Annotated in this window: 19 protein-coding genes; 8 read left to right on the top strand and 11 right to left on the bottom strand. The window is 45.3% G+C overall.

Features of this window, described 5'->3' with window-relative positions:
• Window positions 1-33: 33 nt before the first annotated feature.
• The 5 genes from leuS to MNV_RS16870 all read right to left on the bottom strand — a co-directional run bounded on the left by leuS (window position 34) and on the right by MNV_RS16870 (window position 7,658).
• Window positions 34-2,889: a leucine--tRNA ligase gene (leuS, locus tag MNV_RS16890; RefSeq protein WP_096207115.1), complete on the bottom strand. Its 2,856-nt coding sequence runs from the start codon at window positions 2,887-2,889 to the stop codon at window positions 34-36.
• 199 nt (window positions 2,890-3,088) lie between these two features.
• A complete protein-coding gene (locus MNV_RS16885; RefSeq protein WP_096207114.1) occupies window positions 3,089-3,382 on the bottom strand; it encodes a nucleotidyltransferase family protein in 294 nt (97 codons plus the stop codon).
• 90 nt (window positions 3,383-3,472) lie between these two features.
• Window positions 3,473-5,662 (bottom strand): DUF2298 domain-containing protein, encoded by a 2,190-nt coding sequence (locus MNV_RS16880; protein WP_096207113.1) that lies wholly within the window; start codon window positions 5,660-5,662, stop codon window positions 3,473-3,475.
• Window positions 5,653-6,345 carry a dolichyl-phosphate beta-glucosyltransferase gene (locus MNV_RS16875; protein ID WP_257000101.1) on the bottom strand — a complete coding sequence of 231 codons (693 nt, stop codon included), beginning with the start codon at window positions 6,343-6,345 and terminating at the stop codon, window positions 5,653-5,655. The genes MNV_RS16880 and MNV_RS16875 overlap by 10 nt, the downstream gene beginning before the upstream one ends.
• Window positions 6,346-6,362: 17 nt before the next feature.
• On the bottom strand, window positions 6,363-7,658 hold the full coding sequence (locus MNV_RS16870; protein ID WP_096207142.1) for an NAD(P)/FAD-dependent oxidoreductase: 1,296 nt from the start codon (window positions 7,656-7,658) through the stop codon (window positions 6,363-6,365).
• 332 nt (window positions 7,659-7,990) lie between these two features.
• On the opposite strand from MNV_RS16870, the gene MNV_RS16865 reads away from it, so the two are divergent.
• The 5 genes from MNV_RS16865 (at window position 7,991) to MNV_RS16845 (ending at window position 13,334) form a co-directional block, all read left to right on the top strand.
• Window positions 7,991-8,518, top strand: coding sequence for a hypothetical protein (locus MNV_RS16865; protein ID WP_143311878.1), 528 nt, complete (start codon window positions 7,991-7,993; stop codon window positions 8,516-8,518).
• A gap of 78 nt (window positions 8,519-8,596) precedes the next feature.
• On the top strand, window positions 8,597-9,364 hold the full coding sequence (locus MNV_RS16860; RefSeq protein WP_096207110.1) for a hypothetical protein: 768 nt from the start codon (window positions 8,597-8,599) through the stop codon (window positions 9,362-9,364).
• A 97-nt stretch (window positions 9,365-9,461) separates the two neighbouring features.
• The gene (locus MNV_RS16855) at window positions 9,462-9,920 is read left to right on the top strand and encodes a hypothetical protein (RefSeq protein WP_096207109.1); all 459 of its coding nucleotides are present in this window, start codon (window positions 9,462-9,464) and stop codon (window positions 9,918-9,920) included.
• Window positions 9,921-9,924: 4 nt separating this feature from the next.
• Window positions 9,925-10,881, top strand: coding sequence for a hypothetical protein (locus MNV_RS16850; protein WP_143311876.1), 957 nt, complete (start codon window positions 9,925-9,927; stop codon window positions 10,879-10,881).
• Window positions 10,882-10,940: 59 nt separating this feature from the next.
• Entirely contained in the window at window positions 10,941-13,334 is a 2,394-nt protein-coding gene (locus tag MNV_RS16845; protein WP_179294055.1) for a PGF-pre-PGF domain-containing protein, read from the top strand.
• 52 nt (window positions 13,335-13,386) lie between these two features.
• Here MNV_RS16845 and MNV_RS16840 read toward each other — a convergent pair whose 3' ends face one another.
• From MNV_RS16840 to MNV_RS16820, 5 genes are all read right to left on the bottom strand, one after another.
• Complete coding sequence (locus tag MNV_RS16840) at window positions 13,387-13,989, bottom strand: hypothetical protein (protein ID WP_096207106.1); 603 nt, start codon at window positions 13,987-13,989, stop codon at window positions 13,387-13,389.
• A gap of 91 nt (window positions 13,990-14,080) precedes the next feature.
• Entirely contained in the window at window positions 14,081-15,355 is a 1,275-nt protein-coding gene (locus tag MNV_RS16835; RefSeq protein WP_096207105.1) for a COG1470 family protein, read from the bottom strand.
• Window positions 15,356-15,536: 181 nt separating this feature from the next.
• Window positions 15,537-16,202 carry an Lrp/AsnC family transcriptional regulator gene (locus MNV_RS16830; RefSeq protein WP_096207104.1) on the bottom strand — a complete coding sequence of 222 codons (666 nt, stop codon included), beginning with the start codon at window positions 16,200-16,202 and terminating at the stop codon, window positions 15,537-15,539.
• 274 nt (window positions 16,203-16,476) lie between these two features.
• Window positions 16,477-17,073 carry a class I SAM-dependent methyltransferase gene (locus tag MNV_RS16825; protein WP_096207103.1) on the bottom strand — a complete coding sequence of 199 codons (597 nt, stop codon included), beginning with the start codon at window positions 17,071-17,073 and terminating at the stop codon, window positions 16,477-16,479.
• A gap of 69 nt (window positions 17,074-17,142) precedes the next feature.
• On the bottom strand, window positions 17,143-17,481 hold the full coding sequence (locus MNV_RS16820) for a DUF3147 family protein (RefSeq protein ID WP_179294054.1): 339 nt from the start codon (window positions 17,479-17,481) through the stop codon (window positions 17,143-17,145).
• Between MNV_RS16820 and MNV_RS19925 the strand changes: the two genes are divergently transcribed.
• The 3 genes from MNV_RS19925 to MNV_RS16810 all read left to right on the top strand — a co-directional run bounded on the left by MNV_RS19925 (window position 17,473) and on the right by MNV_RS16810 (window position 18,566).
• Complete coding sequence (locus tag MNV_RS19925; RefSeq protein WP_179294053.1) at window positions 17,473-17,673, top strand: hypothetical protein; 201 nt, start codon at window positions 17,473-17,475, stop codon at window positions 17,671-17,673. The two genes, MNV_RS16820 and MNV_RS19925, sit on opposite strands and share 9 nt — an antisense overlap.
• 93 nt (window positions 17,674-17,766) lie before the next feature.
• On the top strand, window positions 17,767-18,066 hold the full coding sequence (locus tag MNV_RS16815) for a UPF0175 family protein (RefSeq protein ID WP_218838058.1): 300 nt from the start codon (window positions 17,767-17,769) through the stop codon (window positions 18,064-18,066).
• Entirely contained in the window at window positions 18,063-18,566 is a 504-nt protein-coding gene (locus MNV_RS16810) for a DUF3368 domain-containing protein (RefSeq protein WP_096207100.1), read from the top strand. The genes MNV_RS16815 and MNV_RS16810 overlap by 4 nt, the downstream gene beginning before the upstream one ends.
• Before the next feature lie 5 nt (window positions 18,567-18,571).
• Here the strand turns inward: MNV_RS16810 and MNV_RS16805 are convergent, their stop codons facing one another.
• Window positions 18,572-19,195: a hypothetical protein gene (locus MNV_RS16805; protein ID WP_143311874.1), complete on the bottom strand. Its 624-nt coding sequence runs from the start codon at window positions 19,193-19,195 to the stop codon at window positions 18,572-18,574.
• Window positions 19,196-19,216: the final 21 nt, after the last annotated feature.

Here is a 19,216-nt window from a genome sequence, read left to right as displayed (position 1 = left end):
GATTTGAGATTTCTAATTAGATTATTTAAGGCCTTATTCGATATATATTGCAGGTCTCATCGGGGATGCGAAACGGCTTTTCCCCTGCGGGTCGTACTCAGGCGCATCCGCGCTGTATATTTCTATACTGCATCCTACAGCCTGGCTTAAGAAATCCCTGGCTTCGTTTAAGGCAGAAGTCTCATCAAAATCCACCTCAAGCAGTGAATTCATCAGTTCAGGCTCCATTCCCTGGATATCGGTAATTACCTTTTGAGCGAATTTGGGTATTTCCTTTGCCTGCCCTCTCATTGCAGGGTCGCTCATAAGTGCGTTCATAAGGTTCTTCATGTCAAGGTTGTTCTCTCTTTTAAGTCTTATGGCTCTCCTTAGCACCATTTTTTTCCATGATGCGGATGTATACAGGATTATCCTCTTAGGTTTTATCCTAATAAGCCTGATGATCTCTTCCATATCCCTGAGCGTATTGCTCGTTATCTCTTCTGCAAGCTCGGCGCTCCTGTCTATAAGAGCCGGGTCTGCCTTCGGGAATTCTGCCTGGGAGATAAAACTCCCGTCCATCTCTTCCTCTATCTCCTCGCATATATGGGGTGTAAATGGCGCCATTAACCTGATCCAGGCGCTCAGTATCTGTTTTCGCGCAGCGCCGCCCCCCCTGCGTTCGTACCATTTTATATCGTTCATGAGCAGGTAGAAGGCGTTCTGGACCGCTCTTCTTGTCTGTATTTTGTTAAGAGCATCAGTGGTCTCCTGTATCCTGTACTGTAGTTTACTCAGCATCCACCTGTCGATCAGTTTTAATTCGCCTGCATCCTCTGCACTGATGATATCGTATGCTATTTTATAGAACCTCTCAACCTGTTTTCTTGTGGCATCAACATCAGCTTTCCTCCAGTCAGCATCCTGGACATGCTCTGCCGTGCTCAGGATATAGAGGCGGGTGATATCAGCGCCGTACTCGTTAACCGCGGATTTCAAAGTGAGCAGGGGTCCCTTGGATTTGCTCATCTTCTGCCCTTCAAGCGAAACAAAGCCGTTGATGGCTATGGCGCAGGGCCAGTATTTTTCGGGGAATATCGCAACATGGTGAAATAGGAAGAACAAAAGATGATTGGGTATCAGGTCTTTCCCTGACGAGCGCAGGTCAACCGGATACCAGTATTCAAAATCCTGCCTTATCCTTTTAATGAGGTCGACATCCATCCCGGTCTTTGACGCAGCGGCTTCAGGCGTGCCTTCATCCAGCAGGTAGTAGTTAAAAAAATCTTCTTTTAATTGTTCAGGCTTGATCTTATCAAGGTATTTAGCAAGGATATAATAGCTCATGTATATTGTTGAGTCCCCGAGCGATTCGATCATCCATTCAGGGTCCCAGGGAAGCCTTGTTCCGAGCCCTTTTCGCCGTGCGCAGGCTTTATCCTTCAGCCAGTCCACCTTGTTCTCAAAATCCACCCTTAGCTCAGGCGGGATTATCTGCATTTTTTCAAGACATCTGTAGACAAGCGCTTTCCATGCGGGGTCCGAATAATTCAAAAACCACTGGTTTTCGACCATTTTTATGACACATGTAGCTCCGCACCTGCATATCACGGGCTGCTCGCTGAACTCATAGAAAACATCAGCCACCCCTTCGGAAATAAGGTCCTGTGTCAGCACGTCTTTGATCTTTGAGACAGCCATGCCTGCATATTTACCCGTGGTCTCGGTGAGCATGCCGCCGTGGAATTCCCGCCTGTACACGAGCTTGGTGGCTTCTTCTGCCTTGGGGTCGTTCTGGTCTTTCACTTTTAGCTCGTTGACAGCATCCACTGCCGGGTATTTCCCGTATTCGGGTACTTTAATTAGAGAGATTAGTTGTATTGTGGAAACGTCCTCCGTGATGCCGTATTCAGTTAAGTCTGCACCCTTTAGATCGCGAAGCGCAAGGTAATCGTATGGCGCATGTGCCGGTACGCTCATGACAATGCCGCTTCCGTTCGCCGGGCTTACGAATGAGGCGGGAAGTATCAGAATGGAAGAACCTGTAACCGGATTTTTCACTTTTTTGCCTATCAGTTCGCCGGCATTGGCATCTTCCAGAAATTCTACTTTCTTATCCGTGAATTTAAGCTTCTCATACGCTTCTTTGCTGACAACCCAGGTCTCATCATTGACTTTTATCCTTACATGATGGTTCTTCGGGTTTACCCAGAGGTTCGTGACCCCGAACACGGTCTCAGGGCGCAGCGTTGCGCAGGGAAGGATATCATCGTTGAGTTTGAATTTTATCAGGGTGTATTCGATTATGGTGGCATCCTCTCCTCTCAGGATATCGTGGTCTTCGACAGGGTTCTGGTCGTTCGGGCACCATCTGACTGGATGCGCCCCTTTTACAACTTTGTCTTTTGCATGGAGAAGGTTGAACTGCCATGTTATGAACTTCTGGTAATGGGGATCTGTGGTCGTGAATCTTCTTCGCCAGTCAATAGAGAAGCCAATGCTTTTCATGGCAGCCTCCGCTTCTATGCTGAAATATTCTACTATTTGCAGAGGTGTCTGGATGGTCTCCAGGACATCAAGCGGTATTCCGTGAAGCTGGTTATACACCCTTATTGTCTCAGGGTCTTTTTTCTGGATCTGTTCCGCCAGCCCCACAATCGGCGTCCCTGTAGCATGAAACCCCATCGGGAACAGCACGTTGCAGCCCAGCATCCGTTTGTACCGCGCAACTACATCACCGATGGTGAAAGTCCTGGTATGACCTGCATGAAGGTTGCCGTTTAAGTAAGGGTAAGGGATTGTTATGAAAAACTTCTCCCTTTCATCAGGCTCAGGCTGGAATATTCTGGCTTCCTGCCACTTGCGCTGCCACTTTTCCTCGATTTCATGCGGGTTGTAACGTTCTTTCATTCGCACTTTGCACTACCTGATAGTAAAAAGATTTAACGGTTTGGGATTCACTTGTGAGTATAATGGGGGATATTTTACTTAGAACCTATCTGGAAATTGTATTTTCTATCCGATATCTTCTGTTTATAAAAATTCGCACTTTTGTTTCATTTTTCCATATGCTCGATGATATCTTTAATATACGGCGACACGTCTCGCTTCATACATACACTACTTCCTTCAGAATCCTCTCTTTTAATTCATACCTGATATCTTCCTTAGGCACTACATCCACCTTTATATCTATGAGATCGGCTAAGAAGTTTTCCAGATTCACTAATTTCAAAAGACTTATTGGCTTTTCAAACTCAACCAGAACGTCCACATCGCTCTTTTTTTTCTGTTCTCCTCTCACATAAGAGCCGAAGATTCCAATTTCTCTTACACCATATTTCTTTCTTATGGCTGGCTTTTGCTTTTTCAATATCTCTTTTATCTCTTCAAGCGTTCTCATTTAAAATCACCCTGAACTCCTCAAGGATTTTATTAAAAATGAATTTTACATAAGATGCACTCATAATATAAAATTATATTTAAAATCCGGTTATTTTCCAGAGTTACCTGTTTTTACCTTATAAACAACCACATCCCCATAATCAAATACCTTCTCAAATCTCTCAGGATGCGCCTCGAACAACTTCGGACTACTGTACTTCTTTATCTCAGCATCTCCAAAATAGATATAGGATATGTTGTACTTTCGCAAAAGCGAATCAACTTCATCAAAATTAAGCGATGTGTATATCGTACCTGCATCAGACCAGCGTGAATCTACCTCATAGCCGCAGGGGTATCTCCAGTTCTTCTCATGCCCTGCCCAGCCAATTACTGTAGGAAGACCGGTAAATGCGGTCACATATGTGTTCCACTGGTATAGGTCCCCCGGCGCCTGAAGCACAACGGGCTGCCCGCTTATGTTCCTGAACCAGAGTATAGCCTCATAGTCCTGGGGATGCTCCTTGCTGACATAAGCTTCACCATCAAGCGTGGATTTGCCTACGAAACCTCCTGATTTCCCGATGGTTGCGAGAACAGGGTATATGGAGACCATCAGTACCAGGATTATAGCTATGATGCTCCACACCTTCCTTCCTGTAAAACTCTCCCTGAAATAAAATACGATAGCTCCTGCCGAAGCTCCCCACAGAACCCAGTTCTGGAGGTATAATTTGAACACCGTGTTCAGACGGATATACGCAGGGTTTCCGCTCCCCAGGGCATCTTTTATATAAAAAAATTCGCAGAAAAGGGATATAAAAATACCTGTTATTATCAAAATGAGAACAAAAACCCTGTTCCCGTCCTTTTCCCTGATCATCGAGATAGCTGATAAAATAAGCAGCGGCACAAGCAAGATCATCAACTCAAGCTCGCTGATATTCGGGTTGCTTGCATTATCTGAAATAAATGATTTTAATTCTATTGCCGATATCAATATAACAACCGATGCAGTTATCGAGGGCAGAATAAGAGAGATATTATAATATCCCTGTTTCAGGTCGGATTTTTTATAGTTTAACATAACAAAACTGTATAATAAGTAAATGAACGCCCCATAGATGGCAAGATAGAATATCAGCGATGTTCTCCCCGAATCAACAAAAGAGATCGTTTTATCAACTTTGTAGGATGCATGGTAGGGGAGATAGAGAAGATAGCTGAACGCTGCTGTTGCACCGATCGCTGCTGTCAATATAGCGAAACCTTTTACCGGTTTGAATGATAGTTTTTTTGATAAGAAAAATTGAGATGTCAGGACAAAAACTGCCAGGAACAGATAAACCGGGTAGTCCCACGTATTCAACGGATACAGGAAGCCGATTGATAAAGCCAGGGTCAATATGGAAGCTATACCTGGCGCTCCGGATTTCATCACATTCAACAGGAGGAGTATGATAAGAAGCTGAAAGGCTATTGAGATCATATGTGCATGCACATCGCCATGGAGAAAGCTGAAAAAAGGGAATTCATTGATAGTATTGGGTATCACACGCGAGCTTGTCCAGTAATTGAACGAGAGCGTACCGTTCATGCCTCCTTTCTGGATGAATAAAATATCAACCAACTGGAAAAACCCGACAAGGTTTCCCGCAAGAGTTACAAAAAAAGCCGTAATAACCCCGTATTTCATTCTTTCCGTAAGGTTATATCCAATGCCGAACGCTGCGGTCAGCGAGAGCGCAAAAAAAGATGCCGTAGCAAGGTTGAACGCGATAGAAGGCAGAACTCCTGATATTTTTATTAGATCGGCAACTATCAGGTAACCGAAATAGTAATAATATATCGAGGTACCCGACATCCACGGGTCGGCAGGGGAAAATTGCGAAGTCCTGAGGAGGCTGTTTATGTAGGTCATATCCATGATCTTCTCGCCTCCCGTCCAGTAAATATCAGGGCTGTAGGCGCGGATAACCGCAAAGCTCAAAAAGGCAAGAAGAAACAATACTTCGAATTTTATTGCGTAGTCCTTATCAATAAGAAGACCTTTTTTCCGGTAGATGATAAGCGAGACTACAGCTATGATGCCTAAAGCCAGTGCGATAGAATAGGTTGAGTATCCTGCTAAAAAAGAGATAATCCAGCTTATGTAAGTCAGCAGCAATAATCCCAGGAGCTTGGATATGGAATACCCGTAATCCTTTAAATTAAGGCAGATATATGAGGCGATCGGGAGGGCGGCAAAGCCGATTATTTCTAAAGCCAGCCACCAGATAACGATATCAGCTAATCCCATAAGAATTCATACCATAACCTGAATATCTGGGAGCCCATCCCGAAGACGTCCCTCATTAAATTGACTTTCGTGGCGCCGCCGTGTTTCCAGTCCACAGGGAACTCCCTGACCTTAAAGCCCGCGCGCTGCGCCCGGACAAATAACTCGGTATCCCAGAACCAGTGGGTATCCCTGACATCATCAAGGAGCTTGAAAAGCGGCTCGCGCCTGAATGATTTAAAGCCGCACTGGTGGTCATAGAGTTTTGAGCCAAGCATAAAACGTGTCAGGAAATTAAAACCTTTACTTGCAAACCCCCTCTTGAAAGGTCTTTTTACATTGCTCTCAGGAAGCATGCGCGAGCCGGTGGCAAAATCATAGCCGTCGCGGATGTGCTGGATCAGTTCGCTAAGGTGCTTCATATCCGTAGCAAGGTCAACATCGATGTAACCGAGTATCTCTCCTTTTGATGATTTGAAAGCGCGGTTCAGTGCGCGTCCCCTTCCCTGCCTCTCATCCGAATGAAGATGCACTATAAAATCATATTTCTTTGCGAGGGCCTCGCAGATCTTATCCGTGCCATCCCTGCTGCCATCCTCTGCGATTATGAGTTCAAATGACGGTGTAAGTTCACGAAGTGCTGCTGCTGTTCTCTCTACTGTGCTCTCTATTCTTGCTGCTTCGTTGTATGCCGGAAGAACGATTGAAACTTCGACTATTTTTATACCTCCGTCTTGATTATTGCCTCAGCGCACTTAAACCCTGCCACTATCGAGCCGTTCATGCTCCTCTCGGGATAATTCGCCTCCGAGAACATGCCTGCAAGATAAAGTCCCTTGATATTCGTTCTATAAGGAAGGACTTTTTTCCCGTACCCTACCTCATACACTGGAGCAGTATCCATATCCCGCCGCAGGCGCCACCATTTCACCTTTTTCCGGAACCCGGGGAAGAGCTTCTCAAGCCCCCTCATGTATAATCCGACGACCTCTTCATCGCTGGATCTCCAGAGAACGTTATCAGGATTCTGGAAGTATGAGGTCACATATGCCAGGTGCTCCCCATAATCCGATGGCGGGATGAAGTTTGTGTGTTCTATCACCGCGCCGAAAAGTACATCGTCTTTTATGTTCAACCAGTAAATATCATCCATGAGTTTTTCTGACAATCCAAACAGCACGCATGCAGTCCCCTGATAGCTGATATTCATGTCCAGTCCCAAAAGCCGTGTGTCGATTATTTTTTCAAGGGCATGGGGCGGCACTGTTGATATGACCCTGTCACATTCGATTTTCTCTCCGTTCACAACAACGCCTCTCGCGGCGCCATCGATGACCTCGATCCGGGATACTTCGCCGTTCATTATTCTTCCGCCTTTTTTCATGATGCTGTCTGCCATTGCCTCTATAAGAGCATGGAAACCGCCGCGCATGTATCCAAGGGTCTCGCCTTTTGCGCCCCTGTTCGAGCGGATCTGCACGCGCCCCAGAAGCCATGCTGCCGATACCCGCTCTTTATTATCCCCGAACTTGCTCTGGAGCAGGGGCTCAAAAAAATTATTATATACAGACTCGCCTGCAGTTCCGATTATCCAATCTTTCGCAGCAACATTGTCGTAAGGAGACCTGTCTTTTATAGATTTTGCTTTCAATACAAGCCATGTAAGCCTGATAACATCCATAAGCGGCAGCGCTCTCAGTATCTCAAAAGGCGTGTTCATCGGGTATATCTTGCCATCAAAATAATAACCCGTGGTGCCTCTTATCCACTCAAGCCGCTCTTTAAGACCAAGTTCTTCGATAAGAGATATAAGTTCTTTATCGCCGGCAAAAATATGGTGGTAATACCTTTCGATATTGTATGTTCCCGTGTTCATGTGCGGTGCCTGTACACTGTAGCTTGCAGCCACGCCCCCGACTTTTTCCTCTCTCTCGATGACAGTTACCTCGTCCCTTCCTGTAAGCCTGTAAGCGACAGCCAGCCCAGCAAGCCCGCCGCCTATGATCATAGTTTTCATTACATGCCAGTATAAGTTATGAAGGAATATAAAAAAGACGGTAAAATCAAGAAAAAATGCTGCCATATTTACATTACTTTTAATATTATTTTTTTACATATGCAGCTACAATGTGTATTCGCTACATGCATTGCCACCTGCTTTGGCATATGCAAATGCATATGCATAGCCATATGTAACGTTTAGATGTCCCCTGTTCTTAATGTTTTTTAAGGTATGTAATAATATTATGCTAATACAACAATTTAAGAAGTACTCCGGACTCCTCCGGGAACCGGGGACTTGAAAAACCAGAGAGCATTGTGGGGATACAGGAAAAGTGGTGGGATAAATTGGAAAACAAACAATTTCAGATAGGGCTGTTCTCTATCTCAGGGTTATGCAAGGTTGTGGGTGTACTTACAGTCATATCCATCATAGGAGGATGCATCGGCAACGAAAATAAAGCCGACCTGAACCTTCCCGGTATGAACCGAAGCCAGAATGCCAGCCAGGATAACATTAGCCTGGAGGGTTATGCATCCGACACCGGCAATGCAGGTTCAAACATGCTGCGGTTGGTCATCAAATCGAATGAACTCAATAAGACCAACAAGGTCACTGTAACTCTTCAGCTCACGAACCCGAGATTGAATGAAACAGTGATCACCGTATTCAAGCCTCAGTTCGGGCAGGAATGGTATGACCAGACCAATATAACTTACACTGCCGATAACAACTGGACTCAGAACTTCACGATAAAACGGGTGGGGAATATCAGCTTTGTCCGGATGTTTGTCCAAGTCTCCGAGAACGGTACGGTGGTACGGAGAGCGGCATGGAATATAACGTTCGGGGCGCCTGGCGGGGAGCAGAAATAACTGGGTTCAAGACCCAGGGGCGCATTTACCCGGTTAAAGCGCCGGGTTAGAATAGGAAAATATGAATGAGGTGAATATATGAAGAAAACATTGATAATATCGATACTGACAGGAATGTTAGTGATAGGATTGATACCAGCAGCAATGGCAAATCCTAAAATCGATTCGAACGCGCAAGCAATGAACGAAAAGAAAATCCATGTGGATGTAAATGGTGCACAAGCGGCTGAAGCTAATGTAAACCAGATACTGACAAACAATGGCAATCTGGATAACCATAATATCGGTCTTGGCGGAAACGCAGAGGCAATCTCCGTCAATACCGGAATTCAGAAAACAGGTAATGGCAACAAGCTTGGAGGCTGCAACAGCGGTGACTGGAGCGGCGTTGGTGGGCACGGCACTGGCAAAGCCACAGCCAAAGGTACTGGCAGCGGTGCTAACGGAGGCGGAGACGATTTCAATGGCAATGGTCTTGGTGTCGCTGATGCTACTGGTGCAGGCAGTGGCGGTGACAGCAATGGCGACAGCGGCAACGGCGGCAACGGCTGCAACAGCGTAGCGGCATCTGATTTGGATCAGGACTCAAGCGCAACAGCCATCGGTGGCGAGGGCAACAGCGGTGATGTCATCCAGTCGAATGATATTATTCAGACAGCTTCGGCAGAGATCTATGTCGATCAGGAGCTTATCCAGCCGGTTGATATACGCGAGTTCCAGGTTGCTAATGCACACGAAGATTCAACGATAGATTTCACCATACCTGTATTCGATAACGAAGACAGCCAGATAATAATAGAGAAAGAAAATCCCACAATCGAAAATACCGACAAATCACTAAAGTGAGGTTTAAGGAGGGGGGTTAGTTTAACCTTCCCTTTAATTTCTTTACTTGCATAGAAAACCAGAATTGAATCAAAATCACCAAAAGGAGGTGAGCAGCATGATGAAAATTATAGCTGTACTGGCGTTTATACTCACAGCATCGGCGCTGTCATTCCCCGTAAATGCGGACATTAACCAGAAAGCAGACCTGATCGGCGGGAATGCGGCTGTGGTCAAGGTAAAGCAGGAAGCATGGAATTACGGCAGCGGTAACGTAAACCAGTATACAGATGTTCTTGTGAGCGGGAATATACAGATTTTAGACCAAGACAATGTCGTGGTCATAACTGATCCCGATGTAATGGTGAACAACACCATTAATGGAATCAATCTCATAATAGTTGATCTTAATCAGGGTGCTGAGAATCATGGCTCCGGCAACGTTTCGCAGGGAATTGAAGTTGCGGTAGAGGGCAATATCCAGATATTGAATCAGGACATAAACGTCTTCCTCGGAAACACAGAGAACCAGGTCACAACCGAAAGAAACGAGAAGAAAACCATTACGAAAGGGTGAGAACATGAAAAGGATTCGCCTGCTCGTAATATGTTCACTGGTCTTGGCAGGAATGGCTGGAATAGCGTTGGCATCTGCCGAGGAAGACATGAGTTCTGCCCAGCTCATTCAAATCGCGGCGAGCACGATGGGGGACACGAGCCAGGATGCTCATGTTACAGGCTTTGATAATGCTGACTCCATCCAGATAGGCTACTCATCAGATGGCAATGCTACCCAGACGATCTCTTATGACAATATCAGGAATGGAAGCATTACCCAGTGGGGTGAGTCCGGGGAAATGGGCTACGCCGAGAGGTGGAGTTATCTTGATAGTGTTGGAGACTCAGTCAACATGACGAACTGGGAGAATGGCAAAGTGAACCAGACGATTTATATCAGGAATTCCGAGAATATATTCCTGTTGCAGAAAATCGGAGGATTAAAGAAAATCCTTTTCCCTGACCCTCAAGCTGCGTCGGTAGAACCCGCGAACAACTGGTGGTTCTGCGGAAAAGCTGTGAACGGTTCAGGAGGAAAGCCTCGTTGCGCTGAAGAAATGGCAAAAAGGATTTTAAATGGAAAAGCATCTGCGCGGGATTATTACATGCTTGAGGTACTGGAGGATAATTACGATGTTTTCCCTCCAGAGAACCTGACACCCCGTGTAGTCCTTACAAAATGGAATATAACCCAGGTGGACGGCAACATAACTATAAAATTCCGCTTCCATAACTTTGCAAAGAAAACTTATAATGCCACTCTCAGGGTAGATCTTGTCCCGCCTGTGAATATAATCAGTCTTGAAGGAAAAAGCGATGCAGGGGGAACACCGAACTGGGAAATCCAGTTGCCTGAGAAAAAGAGCATCGAGGTCGGAAGATATATTGTCCCCAGCATGAGGGATTTAGAGAATGAAGTAGTAGTGCCGCTCAACGGCACACGAGTGAATAATATGCAAATAAAGTTAATAAGCGGATAAATCAAATGTATCTAAATAAAATCGCAATAGTACTTTTAGTACTATTAATCCCTTTTTCAATGGCAAAGGCTCCTGATAGGAGTGCAGCCAACAGTTACAACGCAGGCGGGCATGTATATAACGACCAGGGATTTGCACTGGAAGGGGTGGTAGTGAAAAGCGGCAGTATCGAGAACATTACTAACAAAGATGGCTATTATCTTATGGCAGGTCTCTCCGATGGTACATACAACTTCAGTTATTCTAAAACCGGATATGATACAGGCTATTTAAATGTTAGAATCAAAGGTGCAGATGTTGTAAATGCTGATAAAACACTCTATAAGATTTCACCTGCTCCTCAACCAACTCAAACCCCGCTTCCAACATCTACTCCGCAATCAACATCTACTCCGCAGCCAAAATCCCCACCAGAGCGAATATACATACCACCTGTTCCGGTTAGCCTCACAAGTACACAGGGCAACTTCTGGGTAAATCATGTATGGAAGGCGGGAACAGGTAATGTTACTGATAGTTACAATGTGAATGTGAATGGTGTATGGAAGAACGGAGTGACCAGCACTTACTTCAACGCCTCAGCAGGGCCACATGAATGGAGCAACATATCCGTATGGGCATACAACAACTCAGGGGGAGGCAGTCTAAGCCTGACTTCAGCCTCCCACAACATCCAGGTGCCCAATAATCCCCCTATCCAGTTACCGATCGGAGATAAGGAAGTGTACAAAGGTCAACTGCTGACCTTTAAAATAAATACGAGTGATACCGATTCGGATACAATACGCTACGGAACCAGTGCGACCAGAGGGAACCTGGATAGCAGTACCGGGGTATATACATGGACTCCTGCCGATGGCGATGAGGGTGTATATATATGGGAATTCAGCAGCAGTGATGATTATGGTGGAAAAGCAGTTGAATCCATAAAGGTGACAGTCAGGAATCCTCTTAATGTCGAACTGAAATTAATCGAACCGGGCATGATTGATGATAATGGTACCCAGGTCGAGACCTGGCGTGATGCAAAGACCGGACACTTCGGGAAATTAATCGGATATAGCAGTACCTTTAAGAACACAGGGAACAGTTCGCTGGTAGTTAAAGTAACTGAGTTTTATAATAATAAATCATATGATAATAACTCCTTTACTGTTACGCTTGCGGGAAATGAAACAAAACCCTGCCAGAACAGGGTCTCAGGTTGCAGGTTAGCTTTCGAAATAGACCATGCAGGGGTAAAAGACGGGGTTTTTAATTTGACTCTGCAAATGAACGTCCAGGTCTACAGCGGTTCAAATTTTATGTTCAACTACACTAACTCGACTACCGTTTCCCTTCCAATAATCCCTGTTCACAGGATAAAACGAGCCGATGGAGGTATGGTTGTTGTTACTGAGGGAGGAACGACCAGGGTTACTTATACGCTGGAAGCCAACAGTACAGTTAATCTGACTGATGTTTCTATTTATGACCCTTTTTACCCCGGGAGATTTTTCAATATCTCAGGTCTTGAGGCAAATAATCCCAGGAACTTCAGCTTTATCTACCCTGCTACCCCGGCTGATCTATCTAAATTTAAATGTGAAGAGCCGTATAACTCATGCATTATGAATATTGCGACCCTCACCGCGAAAACCGAGTCCGGTAATACTATCACTGATACGGATTATGTGAGATTGCCATTATGCAGGGATACAGACAAGGATTGCCTTGGAGGCGCAGCTATTACCAGGCAGGTCGGGACCTCAAGCAGCCGGGGTGGCGGCGGAGGGGGTGGCATGGCACCCAGTGAAGATATCGGCAACATTGAACGCAGGGAGGTAAGGGAAATGGATGTGCTTTCCAGGGTATCTTCAGCATATGTTTTCCGTGCGGCAGACCCTGTTCTGGTGGTTACGTTTGAAAGCAGTGCAAGCGAGAGCGAAGTGCCTGTTTCGGTGGAGATACTGAAGAACAGGTCAAAAAACATAAAAGACGATACTCCGGGTAAGCTTTATAAGTATTTCAACGTCTTTGCGGGCAGAAGTGGCTTCAGCAAAAAGGTGAGCAACGGTGTAGTGGCTTTCCGTGTGAACAATAGCTGGCTTGAGGAGAACGGTCTTGACCCGGAGGATATCAGCATGTATAAGTGGCAGGGAGGCTGGGTTAAGAAAGAGACCCAGATTGCCGAGAGAAAGTCGAATTACACCTATTACGCCAGTCTTACGGGGAATTTCAGCAGTTTTGCTATAGTCGGGGTTAAAAGACCTGAGGTAGAGATACCTGTTTCCAATGCTTCCGCGGAAGAATCAATCAAGAACACTACGCAGACTTCGGCTTATTCGAACATTTCGAAGACTGAACAACCCGGAGAATTCCTGGAGCTATCGGCTGCATTTGTGCTTACAGGCGGGGCAATGGGGGTAGTTTATTACCTGAGGAGAAATCGTAAAATTTATCGGAAAAATTGAAAACATTTGCGAAACCATATATTTAAGGAACAATGTTAATTTAACATATCCTTTATTTGCTTCCGCCTCTAACCTGGGAATCCTGTGCTCCTGCTTTCCAGATATTTGCCACTTTCCGCTCGTCCGGGTCTATTAATGCTGAAGTCCCTTCCCACGTCACGCTAAGCAATGTTTTCGGTGCATAGAATTTTTCTGCCGTAGCAGGCAGTACGCGCTTCACGCTCGGAGCGCCTGAACCGATAACCGAAGAGGCTATTTCCTGGTTCCCAAGAGCGAGGCTGATCGCCTCGTTCCTGTACTCCTGCGGTATCGCCTCAAGGAGATAACCGGTAAGCAACAGTTTATCGCCCTCGTATACAAAATCGTATATATCATGGTACTCCGAATCTTTTGCCGTAGCTACCACCCGCAGGCGCAATCTACTGCTCCCGCTACCTGCGCTTATGTTTACCGTCTCGTATTCTGTCCTGTACGGGCTTATCCCGGTCCATAGAAGTTCTTCTATTCTGGCAGCATCGCCAGGCTTGTTTTGCCAGTCTACTTTATGCACCCACTGAGGCATAGGATCGGGTTGTTTGTAGCTTAAGCTTAGCCCTATACCAAGAGCTAATACTATTCCAATAAGCCCGATTGCGAGTTTTGTCGGCGTGTTCATGGTTTAACATCTTCCATTCTATCAATAAAGGCAGAGGTTCATAGTTCTTACTCATGTTTTTCACTTCATGAAAAAAAGCAAAAGGGAGTATTTACTCCCCTATCGTTATAGTATACTCAAACTTGTCTGTGTCTCTGGGCAGCACTTTCAGTTTCCATTCGCCTGCCGTGACATTGGCTGTATAGGTCTCAATATGCTGCGTTCCTATATCCTGGTATATGCCGGTGCTATCCATCTCCCACGGCGGTATTTGGCCACCCATACTTACACCACCTTTTATCACTGTCTTCTCGAGTTTCAACTCGGCTTTTCCTGTCCCGCCTTCAAGGTATATTTCAAAAGAAGGCTCTTTTGCGTTGCTGGCACTCATGCCGCCTGCAAACATCGCAAGCCTGTAGAGGTCGCCAAAGTAGCTGGAGCCGATCTCTATGGTGACGGGCGATGGCTGCTTCAGGGTGAAGCTCTTGACAAAAGGCTCGGTTGGCTGCTTCCAGACATTGAAATTAAGATTAATTCCTCCAGACCCCCCAAACCTTTGAAGGGATGGGTCTTCTATGCCGAGGTCTATCATTCCGTTATACATGCCCTTGGAGTCTGCGGGCACTTTAACGTGAATTTTTACGCTCTCAGTAGCGCCTGCAGGTACGCTCTTGGGTGCAGTTATTGTTATCGCACTGTCAGGGAAGGCGGATTTAGCCATTCCGTAGGGACCGTACATGTAATTTTCCTGGCTTATCTTTGGGGCTATAGCAACCTCCTTGTCGCCTGTGTTCTTGAGCTTTATCTCGTAGTCGTATTCCTTCCCTGCCTCAAGCTGGTCGCTTATATAGGGTGTTGTGACCTGGATAATGGGCGGTGTCCAGGCGTCAATTGAAAGGCTGAAGGTATGGACATAATTGGGAACCGGCTGCGGATAGGGCGATGGCATTTCCTCGTCCGTAAAAGCGATCTGTGCGTTATAATAACCAACAGAAGTATCCTTTGGCACAGATGCTTTTAGCGTGAACTTCTGGCTTCCTTCAGCTGGTATATCTGCGCTGGCAGGTGTAACCGTTATCCATTCCTTATCCATGATATATTCGCTGAACGGGGGTATCACTATGTTGGGTTTTACACTGACAGCTTTTTTCTCCTTGTTTTTAATGGTAATTGTCATTTCCTTGCTCTCCCCGGACTGTAGCCTGAAATTGCCGTAGCGGGGTAAAATCTCAAGCTTTGTGAAGTTGCCGAACTGCTCCGCCGCAGGCATGGCAGGCATGCTTACAACTCTTTCCTCAACTCCTACAACCTGGGCTGAAACACCACCGACTGCGAATAAGCCCAGAATAAGCGCTATTATTGCAATACCACTTGCATATTTATTCATAATTTCCTCCCGTAAATACAAGATTTACTTTCCAAGTACCGACCTGTTTTGACGCATTGTATTTATATTTATCGTTTTTTTATCCTGTTTTTAACAAAAACGAAAAAATTCTAATTATAACTAAAATTAGAAACCACTATAGAGAATAATTGAAATTTTAAAACCGATGCGAGTTATATGCCTATATCTCCATGTCACGTAATTCTTTCAGGGCGTCGGCAGACCCACCTTTGTTCCCTATCTGGAAGAATTCTTTTAGTTTTTTTATGGCTTTCTTATCGACGAAGAAATTACTGATAGTCCTGTACTTGTTTATAAGCAGGCTTACCTTAATGCCCGGATACCTGCCCGCAACATAATTCTTACAATAAACCGCAGCATCCTGGTCAGATGTTGCCCTGCCGATTATTATTCCCATGATCCTGTCGCCGTAGCACTGGTAGACATCCTGCAGGACAACGCAGCCTGAAATCGTTGGCGTCACAACGATATCTCCATACGCTGAAGAGTATTCATCTGCCGTTATCACATGCCTTTTCTCGAGCTCAAGCAGCTGTTCTTCGTTCTCTGCTTCTGCCAGTATGATGAATTCTGTCGGCAATCCAATGCGCTTCCAGTTCGGGACAATGGTATGCCGCTCAATGATCCCGTCCTGCTGCATAGTGCGCATATGATATGCTACAGAATTCCCGTCTTTGAATTTCAGCATTTTGGCCAGTTCGGCATTGGTCTTCTTGCTGTCAGCAAGCAGCGCCAGCAGGATGAACATATCGGTTTCATCCAGATGCGAAACTTCAGAGATTATTTGTGCTATTTTTTTTATCCTGTCGGTTTCCATCTTATCCATTATGATCAGCGACAATATATATTCGTTTAACTAAAATAACTTTTCGTCTGCAAGCCCATCCAATAATTCCAACATCTAAACGAGTGGAGCATAAATGAGCCACAGAGGCGCTGAGGCACGGAGACCTTCGGGCTAAGGCACAGAGAGCTTTTTTGAAATATTTCTTTGTTTCTCCGTGCCTCTGTGGCGAGTTTATATAGGTCGTAAAATTCAGAATACTACAGGATTATCAGGATAGGTTTTTCATGTCATCCTGTCGATATAGTCTTTCCGTCTAATTAGTGGATGGGTTCATCTGCAAATGCTTGATACAATCAAAAACCAACAAATAATTGTAAGGTCCCGCATCCGACCGCACCGCAAGTTCAAAACCGCTGTCCTTGCAGACTGAGATCACTTCTTCTTCCGCCAACCGCTCTTCCACAGGCGGTCCGAAGTCCATTTCTATCTTCTTCCAATCGACTATTGCCAGTTTTCCCCTGCTTGAAAGAATACGCTTCCCTTCTTTCAATATGGCACTTCTGTCTTCAAGCTCGTGGAACACATTAGCCATAAGCAGGACATCAACTGAACCGTCAGGCAGCGGTATTGATGATTCTTCCGATAAAATGGTCTCGATATTGGCGATCTTTTGTTTTTTTATTTTGTCCTGCAAAATATCAAGCATTTCCTGCTGCACATCGAGAGCGTACACTTTTTTGACACGCAACGACGCAGGTATTGTGAAAAACCCTGTCCCGCAACCAAGATCTGCAAGTATCATCTCCCTGTCCAGACCTATCCTGTCCAGAATACTATCCGGATTCAGGAATTGTATTCTATCTGGACTGTCAAGGATTTCCGCTCTTTTTACATCGAACTTATGAGCCATATCTGCTATAACTGATTTCGCATTTTATTAATTAAAGCTTTTTCCATTCACTGAGCCTTGCACCATCATTTAAACAAACCTGGAAAGCCACCATGTAACCGGCACAAGCAGCAGCCAGATAACCATCCCGGCAGCAAGGCTTTTTACAAGACCTATTCTCTGGGTGAGCAGGATAACGGCGAAAATATAACCGTACCACGGTATATTCCCGACCACGACTCCTTTCGCAAAAAGGACTGCCCCTTTCTCGCCCAGTACGCTATCGATGATCAGCAGGCTTATAATGGTCGCCGAGGGTATGTTCGCAATGATGCCCCCAGGCTTCGGGTCAAAATATTCTGCAACCCACGTTGTTCCTGCAATTACCGCGCCACCTATCAAGAACCTGATTAAATAAGGATGATCCATACAGAAGTTATTGGGGCGGATGATAATAAAAGCGATGCAACTACATGTGTGCATTCACTGCAAAAGGCGCGAAGAACGCAAGGCTGCGCAGTAGTCTTTTATAAAAACAACGAACTGATACGAACTCAGGGTGCGGCGCAGTCAATTGAACTCAATGCCCCGCCTCGTGCGCCGCCGCATACCTCTTCATGATCAGTGCGCGCTTAGGTATGAAACATATTGCCTTCTTAATACCTCAGCGCAGCATTGCAAATCTTTTTATTTATAAAAACTAAATTACAACCCATGCCAGATATATCCATTACCGCGCCCGAGGACATTGAAAACAAAATAAACATGCTTGCAGCCGGTTTTCACATGGACAGGTCCGCTGTAATCAGAAGCATTATAGACATTGGAATGAGGCAAAAGCTGATAGAATATTCATTGAATCAGTATATGCAAAAGAAAGTCTCTCTGGGGAAAGCGGCAGAGATTGCAGGAATTTCAATTCGTGAGATGCTTGACATTTTGAATGAAAAAGGCATACCACTTCACATTTCTAAAAAGAGTATTTTGGAAGATTTTGAGGCTGCTGTGCAATGATTTTTGTAATCAATTCAACGCCTCTGATATATCTGTGCAAGGCAGGTCTTAACTGGATTTTTCAGGAACTGGATGCAGATTGCATAATACCTGATTCTGTATATGAAGAAGTAGTAATTAGGGGCAAACAGACAGGAAGCGAAGACGCCTTCGTAGCAGAAGAACTGGTCAAAAATAAGGTCATTTCAGTACGGAAAATAGAAAATAAAAGTAAGTTTACCCAGCTTAACCAAGAACTCCATCGTGGGGAGATCGGAGTGTTATCTCTTGCAAAAAGCCTGGATGGGATTGCAATTATCGATGACGATATCGCAAGAACGGCAGGAAAAATTCTGGGTGTAGAAGTTCACGGAACAATTTATTTGATATTTTTAATGATCAGAAAAGGCAAAATATCAAAAGAAAATGCAAAAGCCAAAATAAACAAGATGATAACAGATGGCTTCTGGATGGGGCAAAAGCAATACCTTACAATTCTCGAACTTATTGATAAAATATAATTAAATCAATGCTCCGCTTCCGCATGCGCCGCCGTATACCTCTCCGTAATCAGCGCGCGCTTGAGCTTGAACAGCACCCTTTGCTTATCAAAACTGTACTGCTCTGCCAGCTTCTTGATAAGCCTCTTCTTTGATGCGCCTTTCAAGCTCATCTCTGCCATGATGCCGTCCACGAATTCCTTGCTAGGGTCGGCTTCTTTCTTAGCTCCAGCTTTAGCTTCTGCCTTTGCTTCATCAGTTTTTGGCGTCTCTGAAACCTCTGGCGTCGCTTTCACCGCTTCTCTTGCCGCTTTCTCTCTAGGTTTTGGCGCCTCTGTTTTTGCTATCGTTTCAGGCTGGGCTTTCGCAGGTTCCTTGGTGGCTTTGGCTTGTGGTGCTTCTGCTTTCGTCTGCGGCTCTGTTTTTACTGGTGCTACAACTTTCGGTTCCTGCATCTGTACCTCTGCTGGCGCCTTAACTGCAACTTCTGATGGTGCTTTGGCAGCTGCAACAACAGCCTTCTGTGCCTCTGGTTTTGCCAGCTTCTGAGTTTCCGGTTTTGTCAGCGCCTGCGACATTGCTTTAACAGCCTCTTTGTCTTCCTTTGGCGCCTCGGATTTTACTGTCTTCTTAGCCGTCTTTTCTGCCATTCCCATCACCTCGATACCTCA

The sequence above is a fragment of the Candidatus Methanoperedens nitratireducens genome (assembly GCF_900196725.1).
GTDB classification, from domain to species: Archaea; Halobacteriota; Methanosarcinia; order Methanosarcinales; family Methanoperedenaceae; genus Methanoperedens; species Methanoperedens nitroreducens_A.
The sequence above is the reverse complement of the archived record's forward strand: the minus strand, read 5'-3'. Positions and strand labels throughout refer to the sequence as shown.

Coding starts and splice junctions, on each gene's coding strand:
- MNV_RS16880 (WP_096207113.1), bottom strand. CDS start 5,662: ATGGGATTAGCTGATATCGTTATCTGGTGGCTGGCTTTAGAAATAATC.
- MNV_RS16835 (WP_096207105.1), bottom strand. CDS start 15,355: ATGAATAAATATGCAAGTGGTATTGCAATAATAGCGCTTATTCTGGGC.
- MNV_RS16820 (WP_179294054.1), bottom strand. CDS start 17,481: ATGGATCATCCTTATTTAATCAGGTTCTTGATAGGTGGCGCGGTAATT.
- MNV_RS16830 (WP_096207104.1), bottom strand. CDS start 16,202: ATGGATAAGATGGAAACCGACAGGATAAAAAAAATAGCACAAATAATC.
- MNV_RS16805 (WP_143311874.1), bottom strand. CDS start 19,195: ATGGCAGAAAAGACGGCTAAGAAGACAGTAAAATCCGAGGCGCCAAAG.
- MNV_RS16855 (WP_096207109.1), top strand. CDS start 9,462: ATGATGAAAATTATAGCTGTACTGGCGTTTATACTCACAGCATCGGCG.
- MNV_RS16885 (WP_096207114.1), bottom strand. CDS start 3,382: ATGAGAACGCTTGAAGAGATAAAAGAGATATTGAAAAAGCAAAAGCCA.
- MNV_RS16815 (WP_218838058.1), top strand. CDS start 17,767: ATGCCAGATATATCCATTACCGCGCCCGAGGACATTGAAAACAAAATA.
- MNV_RS19925 (WP_179294053.1), top strand. CDS start 17,473: ATGATCCATACAGAAGTTATTGGGGCGGATGATAATAAAAGCGATGCA.
- MNV_RS16850 (WP_143311876.1), top strand. CDS start 9,925: ATGAAAAGGATTCGCCTGCTCGTAATATGTTCACTGGTCTTGGCAGGA.
- MNV_RS16845 (WP_179294055.1), top strand. CDS start 10,941: ATGGCAAAGGCTCCTGATAGGAGTGCAGCCAACAGTTACAACGCAGGC.
- MNV_RS16840 (WP_096207106.1), bottom strand. CDS start 13,989: ATGAACACGCCGACAAAACTCGCAATCGGGCTTATTGGAATAGTATTA.
- MNV_RS16860 (WP_096207110.1), top strand. CDS start 8,597: ATGAAGAAAACATTGATAATATCGATACTGACAGGAATGTTAGTGATA.
- MNV_RS16870 (WP_096207142.1), bottom strand. CDS start 7,658: ATGAAAACTATGATCATAGGCGGCGGGCTTGCTGGGCTGGCTGTCGCT.
- MNV_RS16810 (WP_096207100.1), top strand. CDS start 18,063: ATGATTTTTGTAATCAATTCAACGCCTCTGATATATCTGTGCAAGGCA.
- leuS (WP_096207115.1), bottom strand. CDS start 2,889: ATGAAAGAACGTTACAACCCGCATGAAATCGAGGAAAAGTGGCAGCGC.
- MNV_RS16825 (WP_096207103.1), bottom strand. CDS start 17,073: ATGGCTCATAAGTTCGATGTAAAAAGAGCGGAAATCCTTGACAGTCCA.